General features: G+C 32.9%; 19 protein-coding genes, 2 tRNA genes and 1 pseudogene. 10 read left to right on the top strand and 12 right to left on the bottom strand.

The window, feature by feature from the left end; all coding sequences use genetic code 11:
* Positions 1 to 198 precede the first annotated feature (198 nt).
* From J3U36_RS07605 to J3U36_RS07645, 9 genes are all read left to right on the top strand, one after another.
* Positions 199 to 1,815, top strand: a complete 1,617-nt coding sequence (locus tag J3U36_RS07605; RefSeq protein WP_267352271.1) for a hypothetical protein — start codon at positions 199 to 201, stop codon at positions 1,813 to 1,815.
* 230 nt (positions 1,816 to 2,045) lie between these two features.
* On the top strand, positions 2,046 to 3,224 hold the full coding sequence (locus tag J3U36_RS07610; RefSeq protein ID WP_267352270.1) for a hypothetical protein: 1,179 nt from the start codon (positions 2,046 to 2,048) through the stop codon (positions 3,222 to 3,224).
* Positions 3,208 to 3,993, top strand: coding sequence for a phage BR0599 family protein (locus tag J3U36_RS07615; RefSeq protein WP_220217143.1), 786 nt, complete (start codon positions 3,208 to 3,210; stop codon positions 3,991 to 3,993). The genes J3U36_RS07610 and J3U36_RS07615 overlap by 17 nt, the downstream gene beginning before the upstream one ends.
* A 9-nt stretch (positions 3,994 to 4,002) precedes the next feature.
* Entirely contained in the window at positions 4,003 to 4,242 is a 240-nt protein-coding gene (locus J3U36_RS07620; RefSeq protein ID WP_065557716.1) for a hypothetical protein, read from the top strand.
* Positions 4,242 to 4,460: a hypothetical protein gene (locus J3U36_RS07625; RefSeq protein ID WP_220217144.1), complete on the top strand. Its 219-nt coding sequence runs from the start codon at positions 4,242 to 4,244 to the stop codon at positions 4,458 to 4,460. Before J3U36_RS07620 ends, J3U36_RS07625 begins: the two co-directional genes overlap by 1 nt.
* Positions 4,430 to 7,243, top strand: a complete 2,814-nt coding sequence (locus J3U36_RS07630; RefSeq protein WP_267378767.1) for a phage tail protein — start codon at positions 4,430 to 4,432, stop codon at positions 7,241 to 7,243. The genes J3U36_RS07625 and J3U36_RS07630 overlap by 31 nt, the downstream gene beginning before the upstream one ends.
* 8 nt (positions 7,244 to 7,251) lie before the next feature.
* A complete protein-coding gene (locus J3U36_RS07635; protein WP_267352268.1) occupies positions 7,252 to 8,082 on the top strand; it encodes a carboxypeptidase-like regulatory domain-containing protein in 831 nt (276 codons plus the stop codon).
* A 257-nt stretch (positions 8,083 to 8,339) separates the two neighbouring features.
* On the top strand, positions 8,340 to 9,185 hold the full coding sequence (locus tag J3U36_RS07640; RefSeq protein WP_267352267.1) for a hypothetical protein: 846 nt from the start codon (positions 8,340 to 8,342) through the stop codon (positions 9,183 to 9,185).
* 267 nt (positions 9,186 to 9,452) lie between these two features.
* Entirely contained in the window at positions 9,453 to 10,967 is a 1,515-nt protein-coding gene (locus J3U36_RS07645) for a tannase/feruloyl esterase family alpha/beta hydrolase (protein ID WP_267378764.1), read from the top strand.
* Between the two features lie 222 nt (positions 10,968 to 11,189).
* Here J3U36_RS07645 and J3U36_RS07650 read toward each other — a convergent pair whose 3' ends face one another.
* A complete protein-coding gene (locus J3U36_RS07650) occupies positions 11,190 to 12,161 on the bottom strand; it encodes a helix-turn-helix transcriptional regulator (protein WP_267378761.1) in 972 nt (323 codons plus the stop codon).
* 127 nt (positions 12,162 to 12,288) lie between these two features.
* Between J3U36_RS07650 and J3U36_RS07655 the strand changes: the two genes are divergently transcribed.
* Positions 12,289 to 12,669, top strand: coding sequence for a VOC family protein (locus J3U36_RS07655; protein ID WP_267352264.1), 381 nt, complete (start codon positions 12,289 to 12,291; stop codon positions 12,667 to 12,669).
* A gap of 287 nt (positions 12,670 to 12,956) precedes the next feature.
* On the opposite strand, the gene J3U36_RS07660 is transcribed toward J3U36_RS07655, so the two are convergent.
* From J3U36_RS07660 to J3U36_RS07710, 11 genes and pseudogenes are all read right to left on the bottom strand, one after another.
* A tRNA-Gly gene (locus J3U36_RS07660) sits at positions 12,957 to 13,032 on the bottom strand.
* Between the two features lie 19 nt (positions 13,033 to 13,051).
* Positions 13,052 to 13,139, bottom strand: a tRNA-Leu gene (locus tag J3U36_RS07665).
* 223 nt (positions 13,140 to 13,362) lie between these two features.
* Positions 13,363 to 13,917: a CDP-diacylglycerol--glycerol-3-phosphate 3-phosphatidyltransferase gene (gene pgsA, locus J3U36_RS07670; RefSeq protein ID WP_267350991.1), complete on the bottom strand. Its 555-nt coding sequence runs from the start codon at positions 13,915 to 13,917 to the stop codon at positions 13,363 to 13,365.
* 106 nt (positions 13,918 to 14,023) lie between these two features.
* The gene (gene uvrC / locus J3U36_RS07675) at positions 14,024 to 15,859 is read right to left on the bottom strand and encodes an excinuclease ABC subunit UvrC (RefSeq protein WP_267378758.1); all 1,836 of its coding nucleotides are present in this window, start codon (positions 15,857 to 15,859) and stop codon (positions 14,024 to 14,026) included.
* Between the two features lies 1 nt (position 15,860).
* On the bottom strand, positions 15,861 to 16,538 hold the full coding sequence (gene artM / locus J3U36_RS07680) for an arginine ABC transporter permease ArtM (protein ID WP_267378755.1): 678 nt from the start codon (positions 16,536 to 16,538) through the stop codon (positions 15,861 to 15,863).
* Between the two features lie 9 nt (positions 16,539 to 16,547).
* Positions 16,548 to 17,279 carry an arginine ABC transporter permease ArtQ gene (artQ, locus tag J3U36_RS07685; RefSeq protein WP_416379825.1) on the bottom strand — a complete coding sequence of 244 codons (732 nt, stop codon included), beginning with the start codon at positions 17,277 to 17,279 and terminating at the stop codon, positions 16,548 to 16,550.
* Positions 17,280 to 17,410: 131 nt separating this feature from the next.
* Positions 17,411 to 18,145, bottom strand: a complete 735-nt coding sequence (locus J3U36_RS07690) for a transporter substrate-binding domain-containing protein (RefSeq protein ID WP_267378750.1) — start codon at positions 18,143 to 18,145, stop codon at positions 17,411 to 17,413.
* 23 nt (positions 18,146 to 18,168) lie between these two features.
* Positions 18,169 to 18,897 (bottom strand): arginine ABC transporter ATP-binding protein ArtP, encoded by a 729-nt coding sequence (gene artP / locus J3U36_RS07695; protein WP_267378748.1) that lies wholly within the window; start codon positions 18,895 to 18,897, stop codon positions 18,169 to 18,171.
* Between the two features lie 173 nt (positions 18,898 to 19,070).
* Positions 19,071 to 19,706 (bottom strand): annotated as a pseudogene (locus J3U36_RS07700) (SanA/YdcF family protein); the annotation flags it as partial.
* 1 nt (position 19,707) lies between these two features.
* Positions 19,708 to 20,397 carry a CidB/LrgB family autolysis modulator gene (locus tag J3U36_RS07705; RefSeq protein ID WP_267350978.1) on the bottom strand — a complete coding sequence of 230 codons (690 nt, stop codon included), beginning with the start codon at positions 20,395 to 20,397 and terminating at the stop codon, positions 19,708 to 19,710.
* Positions 20,394 to 20,849, bottom strand: a complete 456-nt coding sequence (locus tag J3U36_RS07710) for a CidA/LrgA family protein (protein WP_267350977.1) — start codon at positions 20,847 to 20,849, stop codon at positions 20,394 to 20,396. The genes J3U36_RS07705 and J3U36_RS07710 overlap by 4 nt, the downstream gene beginning before the upstream one ends.
* Positions 20,850 to 20,883: the final 34 nt, after the last annotated feature.

The raw sequence follows: 20,883 nt of genomic DNA on the forward strand, positions 1-20,883 counted from the left end.
TCATTAAATTTTTTATTGAAAATAGAGTGGTTATATAAGGCTAAAATGAACTTGTATAACTACTACTATTTTGTAAAAAGTTTACCTATAAATAATTTAAATCAGCGCTTTAAAAATATATCAACATGAGAGACAGACTTATCAGTTAATAAAGATTGTACCTCAATTTGATTATATTCAGGCAAAAAAGGGGTTTATATGCCAATTGAAACAATACAGTTTTCAGAGAATATTCCTACCTCAATCAAAACAAAGCTAAAAAGTATCGATAGTGCTTCAGTTTCAGCAAGAGTAAATTTAAACAAATTAAAAACATTGTTAAAAAATAGTTGGAATACAGATCCGTTTAAGAAAGCTGAAGATAGTATTAAAAACTTTAGTAACGAAATATTAAAAAGCTTTGAGGTTGTAATAAATCGTACAAAAGTATTGAAGAATCCAAATGAAAATTTCAATACATTGACGACAAAAACAAAAAATACTGGGATAGCACAACATCAATCAACAGCTAAAAATACAGATAACACATTAATAACTCCAGATGAACAACTTTTACTAAGTTCGTTAAATCCAATAAATGATAAACTAACAGAATTCAACAAAAAACAATCAGAATTGGCAGGCATCTATCAAAAAGCAGCAATTAGTCAAAATGAGTACAATGACTATATGACATTATTGAATCAGCAATATGATGAATCAATAGATCCACTTGGTAATTATAATAAAGAGTTAGAGCGAACATGGGAACTGATGAAACTCTCTTCTCAAGAAAGGGCTATAGAAAATGAATTTAATCGTATCACTCTAGATCTGATGAATAAAGGTTTAATATTAAATCAACAGCAAAATGCTGAATTAAGAAAAACAATCGAATTGAATCAGGAATATTTGAGAATACTTGCGATTAAAGACGGCTTAGAGAACAATTCAAAAAAACAAAAGCAACAAGATTTTGGTGATTTGGTTAATGCTTTAAGTCTATCCGAATTAGATGATAATGAAATAATCAACGTGTTGAACACAGATAGTCGAAGTCCATTTACAGGAATGTTCGAAAACTCTTGGAGCTTATTAAGTTTGCAGATTGAACAATATCAATCGATGTATGATCAAATAAATGTTCTTACAGAAAAATTCAATCTTGATCAGTCGGTTGCCGCATCATTAAGAGCACAAGTTTGGGCCAAACAAAATGATGTTATTTTAAGTCAGGCAGATAAATTTTTTGGCAATGTGGCAAAATTACAAAGTTCAAATAATGCTACGATGGCTAAAGTTGGTAAAGCAGCAGCGATTGCACAGGCCATTGTAAATACTTATCAATCTGCTAATGCTGCCTATGCATCTATGGCAGGTATTCCTTATATAGGTCCGGCTCTAGGTGCAGCAGCAGCTGCGGCGGCTATTACTTCCGGTATGGCGAATGTCGCAGCCATTCGATCTCAATCAACAGGCTTTATGAAAGGTGGTTATACGGGGAACCTGGCACGAACTCAGGTAGCAGGTCTAGTACATGGTCAAGAATTTGTGATGAATGCATCAGCAACGCAACGAATAGGGGTTAATAACCTTGAAGCCTTACAACGAGGAGATATGAGTGGCATACAAGTTCCTCAAATTACGAATCAAAGTTCAACATCTGAAAAAGCTGAAAGTAGCTTACAAACTATTGCCCCAATCATTAATATTGCTTTAGTCAATGATAATGACAGTGCACAGCAATGGTTATCTACTCAAGAAGGTGTCAAGCGAATAATGCAAATAAATCGAGAAAATGGTGATGAACTAGCAACAATAGTGAAAGCTTGTTAATTAAAATGTCTAAGTAAGACCAAATTGCATCAAAATTGAAAATCCCAAATGATATAGTTATAAGATCAAAGTGGATTTAAAACTTGAGTAACTAATAAAATTAAGCGCCTCAATTGGCGCTTTTTCTTTATAAACATTCAAGAACAAATTAACAAAAGCGAATTTAGCTAGCCTTTCACCATTGCCAACATATCAAAAATTGCTTAATTCTTATTTTAAAGAAGGCCAACATGTCAAATATCATTACAGAACAACCCATAAAAGGGGCTAAAGAAACATTTTCCTGGCTAACTGATATCATCGAAACAAAAAACGGTAGAGAGCACAGAATAGGTTTACGTGCTTTACCACGAGTTTCTTATGAATACTCATTTTTAACTCATATTCATAATCGTAACTATTATTTAAATTCACTCAGAAATAAATTTACTGAGATATGGTTGATACCAGATTGGTTGTCAGGAATATATCTTGGTGAACTAGAATTAGGTCAGAAAACTATACCTAATATCTTAAATCAAAAAGTGGGTGATAAGTTTTTGATTTATCAGAATGCTGAACATAGTGAAGTAAATGAATGGCTACAATTACCAAAACAAAAGCCATTAGAATTTGTTTTCATAGAACCCAAAAAAACCAAATTAGTGTTTGAACTAAAAAAAAGAGTTCCTGTTGAAAAGCAGGTCAATATAAAACCGATAAATTATCATTATAAAGCAGCGTATATTCTTCCATTAATGCCATGTTATCTTACTAATACTAAATACACGACTTCAGGGTATGAAAGTCAAATAGATATTAGTGTTGAACTAAGTCATGAATTGAATTTTAGCAGCGGCGCTAATTATGGTATCAAGTATCTTGGATTAGAAGTATTGCATAATTGTTATGGAGTTAATGAATCAACAATTCAAAAAGATATTGAAATTGTTGATTATGATCTAGGTAAAATTACCCGAATTGAGAATTGGCAATATTCAAAGCTGTCTCGATCTTTGACTTTTTACCTTGATGGACTGAAAGAAATCCAGGCTTTTAAAAAATTTATTTATCGAATCGAAGGAAAACTTAACGCATTTTGGTTATGTGATAACGATGAAAATCTTGTTAAAACACATATATTAGGCGATAAGATTTATATAGAAAATCAATCATTTAACCCATCATTCAAATATTTAGCATTATTTCATCCAGATAGTGTTTCGTATGTGAAAATTATCAATATTAAAAATACGGGTAAAAGTATTCAATTAACGATTGATCAAGTTATCACTAAGCCTATAACAAAAATTAGTCACTTAATGTTATGTCGTTTTGACACCGATGATATACAAATTGAATACGATACCTATTTACAAGCTCAATCTAACATTCCAATAATCGAGGTTTTCGATGATCAATATTTTTAAACAAGCTGAATTATATGTTTTTAATGATGGAATCAATACATATCGTTATACCAATGGTATGCGTGAACTAAATATTGATAATCAGACATATAAAAAGGAGTCCATCAATCGCACAGCGATAAAACGGGATGCCGCTATTTCCAAAAATAAAATTGATATAACCATGCCAATTACTAATGAAGTCGTGAAATCATGGATAAACCCGGATATCACGAAGCATTTACTTGTTGATATCTATATTCTCGATAAAAAAAATATGACTACTATGTCATGGAGTGGACGTTTAACTCAGACATCAACATCAGAAAAAGAGATGGTGATGACATTTGAATTATTGATTACACGCTCAGGGCAAACTGGTGTAAATGAAAAAATTCAGCGTAATTGTCGTTATTCTCTTTATGGCGAACATTGTGGTCTAAATAGAGAGGATTTTAAGGTAAAAGGCACTGTGTTAGCTTATGAAAATGATATCGTCACGGTTGAATTTGAACGTGAAATTGAAAATGGTTATTTCACGGCAGGTATTTTAAGGACGCCTGAAGGCGAACAGACGTTTATTAAAGAACATAATCAATCATCAATAGTCCTAATCAGAAAAAATCAGCAATTGTTGGACAATTTAAATAAAGGGATATTACAAATTACGCTGTACAAAGGTTGTTTAAGAACCCTAAATTCTTGTCATTCATTCAATAACACCATCAATTATGGTGGATTTCCTTATTTACCTTTAGAACCGTTAAATAACGGTAATTCAATTGTTTAGGAGCGAAATATGTTTTTTTTAATTTCTGCATTAGTTGCTGTTGTTGTTGGAATGGTCGTTGGGATGGTGTCTTCAAAGGGCAAAGCAAATCAACAAAAAATAGAAGCTGATGAATTTAAAACGGGAACTTCAACAGAAGGAACGGGAATACCCATTGTATTTGGTACCGTTAAGATAACCAATCCAATTTATACCTGGATTGGAGATAAAAAAACGTCAGCTATTAGAAAAAAAGGTGGCAAAAAATAATGAAAATAATTGTAACCAGAGACGATATGATTGCAGTAAAACAATGTAGTCGTGGTGGACGGGAGTTTTTTAAACGTCATGGACTCGATTGGAACCAATTTTTGAAAGAAGGAATAGATGCTGAAATTTTAAAATCAACCAATGATGCAATGGCAAATCAAGTTATAGAACATGCGGAGCGTAGAACATGGGCGGAAGTAAGAAAAAGCAAACTGTAGGTTATAAATATTACGCTGGAGTCAGTATGGTTTTATGTCAAGGCACTATAGATAAATTGACTAATATTAGCGTAGCAGACAGGACAGCATGGCGAGGTGCTGTGCAAGATGGACAAATAGCCATAAATAAACAAGGATTATTCGGTGGTGACAAAAGGGAAGGTGGTGTATCAGGTACAGTTGATGTGTATTCAGGTCATCATCAACATAATCGAAATAGTTATTTGGCAAGTAAATTATCAGCTATTGTACCGGCTTATCGTCATGTCGCGGGTCTTGTATTCCGACAATTTTATTGGGGAAATAACCCTTATATGAAAGATATTTCGGCAGTTGTTCAGCGTATACATTATCAAGACTCCAAAAAAACACGACAATGGTATGACAGTAAAGCAGAGATAAAAACTGAAAATGGAAGTGCAAATACAGCTATCCATTTTATATTGGATACTTCAATGAGTATGAGTGGAGGGCGAATCCAAGCACTTAAATCAGCGATGAAACGTGCTATACAAAATCTTTCAACTTCAATCGATTTGATGACATTAAGATTAGATATTCTGATAACCACTTATCAAGGCGGAAATCCACAAACAAAACTAGTTAGAAAAGTTTCTCAAAACGATATTGTAGGTCTTTTATCTTTTATTGATAATTTAAAAATTGTTGGCGGAGAAAATCTTGAAAATGTGTTATCTCATTCTATAAATTTCTTTAAAGACACATTCAATCAAACAATGAATCGATGTTGTATTTTTGTTAGTGATGGTGAACTTGAAAACGCTGACCATATCAAAAATGAAGAAATTCATAATATGATTGATAAAAAAGGTCAATTTAATGAACAAGATGAACATGATGTCAATATATTTTGTATCAATGTTGATAATACCAATAAATCATTAAGTTCAAAAATTGATAATACGCCAGAAGATGGGATACCAGTAATAAAGGGAACCGATTCGAACATTATTTATGATACCATCATGAATGCAATCAATAATCTCAATGCAGATATGAATCCCGCTCACATACTAAGAGAATTAGTACTTAATCAGCAAAATGGTTTTAATTCGAGCCTAATCAAGAACAGCATTAACGAAGATTCATTTAGACAAGCTGCTGATCTCTTTTATCGAGAAAAACTTGGTCTTTCTTATATATGGAATGATCAAAGTAAGTTTGAAGATTTGAAGAAAAATATTGAAAATACTGCAAACTGTGTTTTATATCAAAATGCTAAAACAAATCAATTTGAAATAAAAGTAATTCGAAATGACTACCATATTGAAAAATTACCTCTTTTTGATAAAACGAATATAGTCAAAATTTCCGATATTAAAAAAAATATCATCACTGAGATGATTAACTCGGTTACCGTCAATTTTATAGACAGAACAAATGACTATAAACAAGGCTCGGTGACTGTTCGGGATGATGCTTTAATTTTGATGGCTGGACGTGAAAATAATACGACTGTTACTTATGATATGGTTTACAATCGTTCATTAGCTTCTAGACTAGCACTTCGTGATTTAGCCGCATTATCTTCAGATTTAGCTTCTGTTTCATTAACCCTTAATTTAGACGGAAGGATGCTTAATCGTGGTGATGTTTTTGTATTGGATATGCCACAGCTAGGGCTAAATAAAGCCGTAATGCGTGTAACTTCACTTGATTACGGTACTCAGAAAAGTAATCAAGTTACCGTTGAATGCATGAGAGATGTGTTTTCATTGCCATCATCGACAGTGGTAAGTAATCAACCCGTCATTATACCCACAACCGATATAAATTTAGCTAAACCAGCTGAACATTACGCTATTATGGAATGTCCCTATTATGAACTGGTTTATAATTACGGGCAAAGAGAAGTTGATTTTATGATTCAAGATGATAAGTCGATCGGTCAAATAGCTGCAACAATTGCATCGCCACCTGAGGGGACTTTTCATAGTGAGTTGGTTACATCTCTTTCGAATACTTTTGAGAATCCAGAAAATATCATAGATTGTGAAATGAGATTAATAGAGCATGAACTTGATCAAGTTACATCAATTATTACACTCAACTTTAATCCACCAGAACAAGACTATAACTGGATCTTGATTGGAAACGAAATTTTATATGTTCAATCTTTTTCTAACAATCAGCTGACCGTCAAAAGAGGGTGTCTTGACACATTACCAGAAAAACATGAAAAAGGGAGTAAAGTCTATTTTTGTGGGGGACAATTATCATTAAAAAGTGATGAATATTATCAAGGTGATAAAGTTGATTGCCGAATTATTACAAATACTTCTACTGATTCATTAGATCCTTCATTAGCGACAGGTGCAATGATTAATATTCAAGGTCGAGCTGCAAAACCTTATCCTCCTGCAAATGTTACGATAAATAATTTTTATTTTCCCGATAAACTCAGTACCGACCAACTCTACATCAAATGGTCATCGAGAAATCGACTTCAACAAACATCAGGAGAACTTATTGGATGGTATGAAAGCGATATTACACCAGAAAGTGGTGTTAAATATCATCTGACCATCAAACTCAATAAAAGAATAATTGTAGATCAAATTATTGATGTTACTACATTTGAATTGGATGTTTCTGAATATCTTCAGGGAACGCTAGATATTCAAATATCAAGTATTGTCGATAATATTTATTGTTTTACACCATTTTCTCATTCGATTGAACTTTATAATGACTTAATTTTTAAAATTCATGAAGAACAATCAGCAATTGATAAAAATAATCTACTAGTCAAAATTAAATAGGAAAAATTATGGCAAAAATAGCAATTATATCTACTAGCACCTATCGAAAAGACATCAAGAATGTATTTGATGGGTTAGGTCACCAAGTTGATTATCTGATAGATAACAGTATCACTTATAATCAATTGATGACCTACGATTTAATCGTATCAACAACCCAATATTCGCGTAAAGAGGTAATTAAACAATGCGTGGATAATGGTATTCCTGCAATTGTAGCGCAAGGGACGTCATCGACAGTTTCTTTAGCTAAAGATTTAGGTATGTTTGATCAAAATGAACATCAAGTTAATGATTGGAATTACTTAAGACCATTGAAAATATCTTTAATAACACAAAAGATCCCTAAATTGGGTTTTGCCCCTTATTTGAAACCAACATGGTGTTCGTCCTTTCCTATTTCTTCAATGGCACCTGGGGGTGAAGCACTGTGTGCCATGTATCATGACCGTGATGATTTTATCATTTGTGCACAATTTAAAAAAGGAACGGTCGATACATATGGGGGAACTTTTGGCGCAAATTGTGTTTTTATGTCATTCTTAGATCGTGAATTTTTAACAAGAATTGCGATAAAAATGCTCGATAATGCTATTAATTTTTGTTTTCAAAATTATACAACCCTATCGGGGAAAGTGGTGGATGAAACAGATCAACCAATCTCAAGAGAGGTAAAAATATATGATCAGAAAACAGGAGAATTAGTTTCGGAAATAACAAGTAATGAAGACGGTTTATTTTCTGCTGAAGTATTTTCTGGACAAAGCTACTATGTCATTGCATTTGATAAAGATAATGGTAAGAAAAATGCAGTAATTATAGATAATATCAAAGTTTGATTAATCATAATAATAACATATCAATATAAGTCCCATAAAATTAACCTATTAAATAATTTTAAATAATACTTAAAACCGAAATTCTAATCTAACCAACTATAACTTCTCAATTTAACCATTCATTTTATCACGATATTAAAACGACGTTTGGAACTAAAAATCACTTGTACATGCTAATAAACATATATTTTCAATGAATGGTTAATTGTTTTTATCAATCTTTTAAATTTTATAATTACGTTTTTCAGGAGGTCAAAATGGCCAAAATTGTTATATGCAGTGAAGAACTTATAAGAGTGCAATCAATGATAGATGCACTAAATCCCTATCATGACATTACTTTTTGTATAGCAAGCTCGACAGATTACAATGAACAGTATTTATCGACATTCGATTTAATTATGGATTATCGAAATGGAACAGAATATACCACATCATTTTGCATTAAAAACTGCTCTAAAAAGGGTATTCCAGTTATAGCGGGTGGAACCAGAAATAGTACGGGCAGTATTATGTCACTGGGAATGGCCAAAAACCCTATGTATTTTTCAAGTGGAAATTTAAATAGGATAATCAATGTTAGTGACGTATTAACAAGTGATCGAAAACACGAAACAATCGCACATAGCTCAAGCGGTGAAATATTTATGATAATAGAAGATTTAAAAAAAGAGTTTGGAATTGAAATTTTATCAGTCAATCAAATGTATAATGGTACTTATTATATTAATACCGCCATATTCCGCCAAGGCAGTTTAAATGTCAATGGTGAGGTTTTTGGTAGCGATTGTGCTTTTATTGGTTTTCCTTTTAGTCGACCATTAACAGAAGAAGCAATACAGATGGTCAATGATATTATTAATTGGCTAGTTAATCGTAAAGATGTTGTCGCACAGGTAAAAGATGAAGAGGGTAACCTTTTATCGCATTGCGAAATTCAGCTTTGTTTAAGAAAAACGGGAGAAGTCATGATGACTTATACCACAGATGAAAATGGTCAAGTGAGTTTAAGAATAAGACCTAATCATGAATATTATGCCGTAGCCTTTGATCAAACAACCGGTAATAAAAATGCCGCTATTATAGATAATATTAAGGTTTGAGCCAAAGAATATAGAGTATTTTTTATAAATCAAATTAATCAATTAAATAATAAATTAGCCTCAACACGAGGCTGTTTTTATCATTAAGCATACATAAAAATTATGATTTAATTATCAAAACTATAAAATAAATTTAAAATACAGCAATAAACTTAACCAAAATTTCAGCCTAACTATAACGTTGTAAAACTGATATTATCATTTATAAAAATACTAATAATCTGTAAACTTAAAAAAATGATTAAATTCACAAGGAGATGGGTAAGAATGAAACATTGTCTATTATTTTTGACGATATTAAGCTGTTTTGGTACTTTCAATTTTGCAAACGCTAATGATAACAAACGTTGCCAAGCATTAGTAAACCTTAAATTTGATGATGCTAAAATTATCAAAACAGAACTTATTGCCGATCGTTTTACGCCGCCGTCTAATTTAGCGGATTCATTGCGCAATGCGGATACAAAAGAAATATCTCATCTTCCTCAGCTTTGTCGGGTTGAATTGGTGATTCAACCTAAAATCAATGTTGAAATTTGGATGCCAACTCAATGGAATCATCGTTTACAAGCCATTGGGGGAGGGGGATATGCTGGTTTTATTCCTTTTGACGAATTAGCTGTGGCAGTTAAAAAAGGGTATGCTACAGTGGGAACTGATACCGGACATAGCGGAAATCTGTTTGAAGGTGATTTTGTATTCAAGAATAATCAGTTACAAGCCGATACGATAGTGGATTTTGCTTATCGTAGTGTTCATGAAATGACAATTAAAACTAAACAAATTATTCAAGCTTATTATGGTGAACCAGCTGACTATTCATATTGGAATGGTTGTTCAACGGGTGGGCGACAAGGATTAATGGAGGCGCAAAGATTTCCCGCTGAATATGACGGTATCTATATTGTGGCACCAGCAATTCAATGGGACAAATTTATCCCTTCTGAATTGTGGCCTCAAGTTGTTATGCAAAAGGAGTTAGGGCATCCGATTGACACTCATAAACTTATAATGTTACGAAAGGCAATAATTCAATTAGCTGATGAACAAGATGGAATTAAAGACGGTATAATCAATGATCCAACAGCATTAGAAATTTCTGATAACTTTTTAAAAGAACATAATTTTAATGATGCTGAAATTATAGCATTACGAAAAATTTGGCAAGGTCCGACGAATCAACTTGGAGAATCCTTATGGTTTGGTGTGGAAAAAACCGCACCGCAAGAGGCACTTGCTGGTAGTGAACCATTTCCAATCCCTGTTGATTATCTAAAATATTGGATAGCACAGAATTCAAATCTTGATTGGAAAAACATGGACTACCAAAGCTTTGTCGATTATTTTAATGAATCAGTAGATTTATTCAGACCTATTATGGGAACGGATAACCCAGATTTGAGTCAGTTTAAAAAATCCGGTGGAAAAATGATTATTTGGCATGGTTGGGATGATCGTTTAATCCCACCCAAAGGTACGATTCATTATTACAATCACGTTGTAAAATTAATGGGGGGACAGAAACACACGGATGAATTTGTTAAGCTTTATATGGCACCGGGCGTTGATCATTGTAATGGTGGTGATGGTGCAGACCAGATCAATGGTTTTGAATCACTGGTAAATTGGGTCGAAAAACAACAACCGCCAAAAACCCTAACAGCCAAAAAAATAGAGAATGGTAATCTTACTTTGCAACGACCATTATGTGCATATCCACAAAAAACAGTTTACAAAGGTGAGGGTAATACCAATAATCCTGCTAATTTTGAATGTCAGTAACAGTCCATCTAAAAACGATATCTTTTTGTTTTCTTAAAAGACATCATTATTTAAGGCTGTTTACCAAAATGAATTGAGTAAGAATTATTGGATTCATCCATTTGATTGGTGATAGGAGACTTGCATGTAATTTTTTAGTTCATGTTATTGTACAATACAAACCACTCATTACTAGACCTTGACTTACCATTTTATGGTACGAGACTATTCATTGATGATAAGTTATTTAATAGAATAATTTGACATCAATGAATTAACCGATTTTTTATAAGATTTAATTATTTTTTCTGCTCGTTCAACCAGTTCGTGACGTATATGTTCAGGCTCTAAACAAATACATTGATGACCTAAGCTCAGCAAAATGCCATAACTGTAGTCATCATCAATAAAGTCAAAATTTACAAGATACTGTTGTTCGTTTAATTTCTTAATATCTTTTTCATCACAAAAATTTAAAATACGTTCCAAAAGCGATTCATCTATTAGTAATTTTATTTTAAAAATCTTTTTTTTCATTTCGGTTTGGAATAAAGAAAATGCTTTAGGCGTTGTTTGCCTAATAAATTTAGTGTTTGTTTTTCTAATGTTTGACATTTTTGACAATTTAAATACACGAAAGTCATTTTTAGTTAGACAAAAAGCTTGTAAATACCATTCTTTTTCCTTAAAAATAAGTTTATATGGCTCAATTAAACGTGTTGCTTGTTTATTCCTAATACTTAAATAATCAAACGATAAAAGCAGTTGTTCTTTCAGTGCCAGTCTTATAATAGATATTTTGTTATCAATATTTTGTTTGGAAAACCAAGGAGATAAATCAACAATAAGTTGATTTAAGTTATTTGTCACTTCATCAAGTTCTTGTTCTGATAAAAAACTCTTTATTTTCTCGAGTGTTCTTAAATTTTCACTTTCTTTTAAAACTGGTGAGGATAATAAGTTGAGGCCTTTTAATAAAACAATGACATCTTCTTTAGTGAATAGACCTTTACTAATTTTATAATTTTTTAAAATACTTATTCCACCGGCACTTCCTTGATAGGTAATAATGGGTATACCCGCTCCCTCGATAACTTGTATATCTCGGTAAATAGTACGCAATGATACATTTAATTTTTCGGCTAATTCTTTACCACTGATTTTTTCTCTTTGAAGCAATACCATGATGATAGTAATTATACGATTAATTTTCATGCTTTATGTTTGCAAAATAATTTAGATTGAATTTTAAATATGACATACAGTTGTCAGCAATGCTACATCAAAATAGAGATAACTAAAATTAATTGAACTAATTTTTATCACTAAAAGGAAAGAAAAAATGTTTAAACCTAATAGCGTTATTGTTTATGTCAAAGATGTCGATGCTAGCACAGAGTTTTACACAAAAATACTTGGGCGTCCACCTGTTGAAACTTATCCTGGCTTTGCTGTATTTTTATTGAATGATGGTTTTATTTTGGGACTTCAAGAGGCTGATAAAATAACACCAAAGGCACCTAATCATTATGGGGGATTTGAGCTGTCATTTAGTGATGTAACAAAAAATGATGTAGATGCGATTTATTCTGCATGGAAAAAACTAAACGTTAAAATTGAACTTGAACCCCAAATGCTCGATTTCGGATACACATTTGTAGGAAATGATCCTGATGGCCATCGACTCCGTGTTTGCGCTACCGATACTTCAAAGTTTGAGTAGAATAATGTCTTAAGAGATTAAAACCATGGGGACTGTATTATGCACTCATTGTTTATGAGGAATTCATTTCATGAAAAAAGTGTAGTTGAGCATGCGAGCATATTGTGGATTTTATTTCGCTTGGGAAAATCTAATTGGGTTTGAGGAGATAATTTGATTTGCAATAAACGTTAACAATATAGTTGTATTTAAACAAATATATTTTTTAAATTTCATTTCAGTACAAGTAAGGTATTAAACAAAATTGAAACCTTTCTGACTTCAATAGGTTGTATTGAATGTGATATTGGAGCGGGAAACGAGGTTCGAACTCGCGACCTCAACCTTGGCAAGGTTGCGCTCTACCAACTGAGCTATTCCCGCATAAGAAAAGTGTAGTAAATGGTGCCCGGGGCGAGACTTGAACTCGCACGGCCAAAAAGGCCGAGGGATTTTAAATCCCTTGTGTCTACCGATTTCACCACCCGGGCTCAAAACTTAGTTACCTGAAGGTAATTGCGTTTCGGATGCTGTGCATTTTACCTGTCTTATCTTTTCAGTCAATAGAAATTTTAGATAAATTGTTTGATTGATTAATGTTTAACTTTATTCTGAATGTAAATTGCACCATTGTATTAATAATCAGCAAAATAGGTCGTTTTAAAATGGCAAATTGCTTTAATCATTTATGTCTTAAAACGATCATTTGGAAACCTATTGATTATCGAAAAAATCATTTTGTGCAATCCATAAATATTGCACCATTGATATTAACGTTAAAACTGTTGCAATAAATAGTGCGACAAGGCCTGCATATATTACAATATCGCAAGGGCGCCAAAGGAGCCATGTTAGGGCTGTCATTTGGGCGATAGTTTTATACTTGCCTATAGATGAAACCGCAACATTACTCCGTTTTCCAACCTCAGCCATCCATTCTCGCAAAGCAGAGATGATGATTTCACGTGAAATGATAATTATAGCCGCAATGGAAATCCACCATGCTTGATAATATTGAGTGATCAGAATTAAGGCTATTGTGACAATAATTTTATCTGCAACTGGATCTAAAAACGCGCCAAACTTGGTTGTTTGTCCTAAACGTCTAGCTAAATAACCATCAAACACATCGGTTATTGCAGCAATAAGAAAAATTAATGCTGAAAAAAAACCAGACCATTCAGTTGGAAATAAATAAAAAGCCAGCACAAAAAAAGGAATTAAAATAACTCGAAATAACGTTAATATAGTAGGAAGATTAATTTTCATGTGACATAAGCTCTTTTTTGTTTAATTAATCAATAGATTAACAAAAATTAAAAAACGGGGTTTCTTAATGCTTATGTTGCCTGAAATATTATAATTTTTCAATGTGTTATTGTTGTAAATTTAAATAAATTTTTTCGGCTAGCGATTTAGAGATTCCTTGCACTTGTGCTATTTCATCAATACTGGCATTTTTTAATTCTCTTAAACCACCAAAGTGTTTAAGTAATGCTTGCCGTCTTTTTGAACCAATTCCTTCGATGTGTTCTAAAGCACTATCGGTGAGTTGTTTTACCCCTTTTTTTCGTTGCCCCACAATGGCATGATCGTGCGATGCATTACGAATTTGTTGGATAAGTAATAAAGCAGGCGAATGGTCATCAAGATAATGTCCGGTTCCATGTGCTTCAAAAAATAGTGTTTCAAGTCCTTCTTTGCGCTCAGCACCTTTTGCCACCCCCACTAAAATAGGGTGATGTTTGTCCCAATTGACATTGAGCCCTTCAAATACTTGTAAAGCTTGGTTTAACTGTCCTTTACCACCGTCAATAAAAATAACATCAGGTATTTTATCATCGGGTAGATCTTTTTTATTGTAACGTCTTGTTAATACCTGTTCCATTGCTGCATAATCATCACCCGGTGTAATACCCGTAATATTGTAGCGGCGAAATTCAGATTTTACCGGACCTTTATCATCAAAGACAACGCAAGAGGCTATTGTGTTTTTCCCCATGAAATGACTGATATCAAAACATTCCATACGATTGATTTTATCAATGCCCAAAAAGGTTTTAAGTGCATCGTAACGTTGTTTATTTGTCGAATTGGTTAATAATTTATTCTTCACTTCAGTTTGCGCATTGACGGTTGCAATATTGAGTAACTTTAAATTATCGCCTTTGGGCTGATCAACCAATTTGACTTGATGCTCAGCAATAAGTGACAGTGTCTCTTCCATGGGTTGTTTATCCGACAACGAAAAATTGAGTAGGATCTTTTTCGGAATATTACGATTTTGGTTGCCTTGCAAATAAAATTGCCCTAAAAAGGTTTCTATTACTTCTTCCAATTCAGTATTTGATGGTACTTTAGGAAAATAAGAACGATGCCCAAAGGTTTGTCCATTTCGGATAAATAAGACATAAATACAGGCTATACCAAACTCGTAGTGGAAGCCAATAACATCTAAATTATCATTATTGTTGTAAATGGCTTGTTTTTCGTTGATATGTTTAATGGCTTGTAACTGATCACGTAATGCTGCTGCTTTTTCAAAATTGAGTTCATTACTTGCTTTTAGCATATCTTCAGTGATTTTTTGTAAGATCTGATCGGATTGTCCTGATAAAAATAATCTCACATAATTAACTTGTTCGTTATAATCTTCATCACTCACTAATCCCGGCACACAAGGTCCTAAACAGCGTTTAATCTGATATTGCAGGCAGGGGCGAGTTCTGTTCCGATAGGTGGTGTTCAAGCACTGTCTAATCGGAAACGTTTTTTGTAATAGCGCTAAAATCTGTTTAACTGCATATCCACTAGGATAAGGACCAAAAAACTCATCTTTTTTGCGATTAATCGCCCCACGATAAAGTGATAATTGTGGATGTCTTTCTTTACTTAATTTAATAAAAGGATAGCTTTTATCATCTTTTAAAAGAACATTATAACGTGGTTGATGTTTTTTAATGTAAGTCTGTTCTAATAGTAGGGCTTCGGTTTCGGTATTTGTAATCGTAAATTCAATACGATGGATATGGCTAACTAACATATCCGTTTTCAGTGTTTTTTTACTACTATTAAAATAGCTTTTTAGTCGGTTATTCAGATCTTTAGCTTTACCCACATAAATAATCGTCTCTTTATCATTAAACATCTGATAAATGCCCGGTTTATGTGGGACTGTTTTTAAAAAAGATGTTGAATCAAATTGGCTCATATTAGTTTTCAAATGTGAGGGCTTTTTTCTCTATTATCCTCATAATGGTGCTTAATAATCCATTTATCAAGAGGTAAACGAATCCTGCAACAATAAATATTGAAAAATCGTAATAATCACCATTAAGTTGATTGCTATACCCCATAATATCCATTACCGGAATCATCGAGGCTAGGGCTGTGCCTTTAACAACAAAAACGACTTCATTGGAATAGGTGGACAAGGCTCGTTTTAAAGCATAAGGCATGACAATTTTTAAGGTTTGTCGTTTATTCATACCAAGAGCCTCACAAGCTTGCCATTGTCCATGTGGAACAGATTTTAAAGCACCATAAAAAATTTGTGTGGTATACGCCGCACTATTTAGCGTTAAAGCTAAATAAGCACAAAACCAAGGCGAAGATATGAGATCATAAAATGTCGGAAATTGACTTAAAAAGTCAGCAAACTGTGAAGGTCCATAATAAATTAAAAATAACTGAACTAATAGGGGAGACCCCGTAAAGATAATAATATAAGTACGTATTACCTTTGTTAATACAAAATGATTAAGTGATAATAAGCATGAAAAAACGATAGCCAAAAGCCCCGCAGTTAAGATACCTAAAATTCCCAGACTTAACGTGTCAGGAAGACCTTGTAGGATGATTTTAAGATAATAAACAAAATTATCAGACATAATTTAACCTTACAAACTTTTGGCAGAAGAGGGTTGTTCAAAATAAGTTGCACGTTTTTCGATTCGTTCAATCACTTTTTGACTTAAGATTGAAATAATCAAATAGATTACCATAGCGATCGCATACCATAGAAATGGTTGATTGGTTCGTGCAATAATCGTTTTGGTTTGCATCATTAGATCATTGATTGCAATGGCTGAGACTAGTGCGGTATCTTTTAATAATATCAACCATTGATTACTTAATCCTGGTATAGCATGGCGCCACATTTGTGGCATGATAATACGAAAGAACGTTCTAAATTTACTTAAACCAAGCACTTGAGCGGCCTGTTTTTGGCCGCTTGGTATTGCTTTAAATGCACCTCTGAGCGTTTGGGATGCATAAACTGCATAAAGTAGCGATAATGCAATGACACCACATAAAAACGGATCGGGCTGAGTATTGGCAATATGCATTTGGATATGAACTGAGGTAAATATCAATGACATATCAAATCCATCATCTAGTGCCATTAAAAGAAATGGTAAACCATTATAGATTGCAACGACAATTAATAATTCAGGTAGTGCTCGAATCGTAAGGCTAATTAAGAACATTAGCCATGCAACAGGTTTAAATGGAACGGATTCTAGAATTGTGAAAATAAAAGCAAAAACTATACCAACAATCATTGATACAAAAGCTAATGACAATGTGATGGATGTTGCTTTTGTTAAAGGCACGATAAAACCGTCCATTGAGGACATTATCCAGTTCATTGCATATGCTAAAAAGTCTGACATAAAAAAACCGTATTTAAATTAAAAAATAAATTCGCCGCATTTTAAGCGGCGAGATCACAATAATATCAAATTTGATAGTTTATTAGCTATTTGTTAAACCATTTTTTATAGATGGCGTCAAGTTCACCATTTGATTTTAATTTATCAAGTGCTTGATTAAACTGTTCTCTTAACTGATCATTGCCTTTACGTAAGGCAATACCTAAGCCTTCTCCAAAAAAATCATGATCGGTAATTTTGTCACCTAAAGCAACAATATCCGTTTCTTTGCTTAACCAATCACCCGCGACAAAAGAACTGGCTACAATCGCATCGATTCGTTTAGCTTTTAAATCTAAAAACGCATACTGATAGCTATCATAACTAACAGGTTTAACGTCAGGATATTTTTCATTTAAATATTTCAAATAGGTTGTCCCTTTTTGAATACCAATTCGTTTACCTTTTAGTTGTTCCAAATCTGTTAAAGTGTCTTTCAATGTAATAAATTGAATTGAGCTATCATCGTAATAAATCTTTGTAAAATCAATTTGTTTTTGACGTTCAGGCGTGATGTCTATCCCAGCAATTGCTGCATCAATTCGACGCGTTTTTAAACTAGGAATTAATCCATCAAAAGATTGATTAACAATTTTACAAGAAGCGTTAATCTCTTCACAAATTTTGTTGATCACATCAATATCAAATCCGACAATTTCGTTTTTGTCATTGGTGAATTCGAATGGTGCATAAGTGGCTTCTGTACCGATAGTTAAATTTTCAGATGCTTGAGACGTCAATGCAACGCTGGCAAGCAAAATAGCAAATAAAGTTTTTTTCATATCTCCACCCAATTTTATAATCATTAATGTGATAAATAAGCTTTAAATTCTTCGGTTTTAGGATGAGCAAAACATTCTAATTGTCCTCGCTCAATAATTTTACCGTGTTCCATATAAATCACTTGTGAAGCGACTTTACGAGCAAAATCGACTTCATGAGTTACAATAATCTGCGTTATTCCTGTTTGCGAAAGTTCGTTAATAATTTCAGCTACTTGCGATGTAATAGCCGGATCTAATGCTGCTGTAGGTTCATCAAACAACAAAATTTGTGGCTCCATCATCAATGCTCTGGCAATTGCTACTCGTTGCTGTTGACCACCCGAAAGGTGCAGAGGATAGCGATTTGCCATTTCGTCAATTTGCAAACGTTGTAATATCAACATTGCTTTATCAGTCGATTCTTTTTTAGATAAATTTAGTACTTGGCAAGGTGCTTCAATCAAGTTTTCAAGTACCGTTAAATGGGGCCATAAATTATAGTTTTGGAAAACCATACCCACATTTTTACGTAATTGTCTGATAGTGGTATCACTGATTTTTTTGGAAAAATCAAAATGGGAATTAGCTATTGTCATTTCACCTGATGTTGGTATTTCAAGTAAATTAAATACTTTTAGTAAAGAGCTTTTTCCTGCGCCACTTTGACCTAATAATACAATGGTTTCACCTAGAGGATAACTAAGTGAAACATCTTTCAATGCATGATGAGTACCATAAAAACAGTTAATATGGCTTAATTCAATATTCATTATAAATGTTGGCTAAATTAAAAAAATTGACTAAATATTACTTTTTTTTGCATAAAAATGCAATCTAAAATATGAGACAAATAGTATTCTAAATGAATCTAGTATTTATCTTTATGATAAAATTTGAAAATTTAATGATATTCAAATTTAAAAATTAATTATTTTTCAGATATGATAGGAATTACAGGACCCAAATATTTAGGTTCTTTATTCAAAATATAGAGATCGATGAAGGCACTAACACGAGCTAATGTTTCACGAATTCTGACTAATTTCATACTATCTGGTGCAGGAACAGCAAAACATTGTGCTTGAATGTTCTGGGCTAATGCAATAAATATTGCTCGTTCACAATGAAATTCTTGCGTAATAATTGTAAAACTTTTAGCGTCAAAAACTTTGTTGGCTCTGACAACTGAATCCAATGTTCTAAATCCGGCATAATCTAATACGATTGCATCGCTAGGGATTCCCGCTTTAATTAAATCTTTTTTCATCGTGACGGGTTCATTGTAGCTTTGAAAAGAATCTTCACCATCACCACTGAGTAATAGATAATCGACTTTATGCTGATTATAAAGGGAGATGGCGCCATTAATTCGATTTTGATAAAAAACATTTTTACTACCACCTCGAACATATTTGGAGGTACCAAGTACTACACCTACGTTTTGATAGGGCAGTTTATTTACATCGTGGTATATATAAGGTGCGGTTTCATAGCTTATCCAATAATCCAAGCCAGCAATTACACATATGAGTAAGAAGCAAAGACTAAATAAACTTTTAATTATTTTTTTTAATTTCATGTTAGAACCAGTTAAAAATAAAGACTAAAATTGGAAATAAAAATGGAGCTATTAAAGACGTCATTATACCACATAATACTAATGATAAAGAACTATATGCGCCTTCATTATAATCAACTTCTATACACCGAGCAGTACCAACTGCGTGCGAGACTGCACCTATTGATAATCCTCTAGCAGAAGCGGATTTTATTTTTGCTATATTTAATATTTGATGACCAAAAATTCCCCCTAATGTGCCAACCAATATAACACAAAGGGCTGCGATTGATGGAACACCGCCTTCGTTGTTGGCAATCGTCACAGCAATAGCCGTAGTGACTGACTTTGGTAAAACCGACGCAGCTATTTCGGTATTTCCACCTAACCAAAATACAATACTGACGCCAGTTATCATTGAAGCAATTGACGCGCTAAAGGTAATAATGATAATTGACTTCCAACGGGCTTTAATTTGTGGAATGAGTTCGTAGAGCGGAAAGGCTAAAGCGACAACAGAATAAGGTAATAATTTATTTATAATATCGACATTACTAACATATTCTGAATAACTGGTTTGACTTATTATCATAATTGGAATAAGCACTATCACCGAAATCACTAACGGATTAAATAATGGTGTTTTAATTTTGAAAGCAATTTTTCGAATAATCAGAAATACACAAACAGTTAAAGGTAACATCCAGATCATAGTGGTTTTTCCTCATTATTATCTGATAAATCGAAATTTTTGGCTGTTTTTTTATGAAGTTTTTCTGTCAACCAAGCTGTTAATAGTAATACCAACAGTGAACTACCAATACTTCCAAAAATGATGGGTAACCAATTATTTAATAACAATGTGTAATTATCCATTATCCCCATTGCAGCAGGAATAAATAGTAATGTCATATAACGCATAAATAAATTGCAGCTATTTTTTATCCAACGAGTAGGGATAATTTGAAAAGCTAATAAAAAGAATAGGGTTAAAAGACCGATAATACTACCAGGAATCATGATGGGTAAGAGCTGAGAGATGAAATTACCCACCCAAAGACTTAACGTTAAAATTAATAATCCGCGACCATAACTAAACAACGAATAGTATAAAGAATATAATCGATGTTTGATTGTGGCGTGTTTAGCTAAAAAATGTTTCATAGTCTAAAATTTAATAACTTGTTTGATTGTTAAT

It is taken from the genome of Gilliamella sp. B3817 (assembly GCF_026536705.1).
Classification (GTDB): Bacteria; Pseudomonadota; Gammaproteobacteria; order Enterobacterales; family Orbaceae; genus Gilliamella; species Gilliamella apicola_I.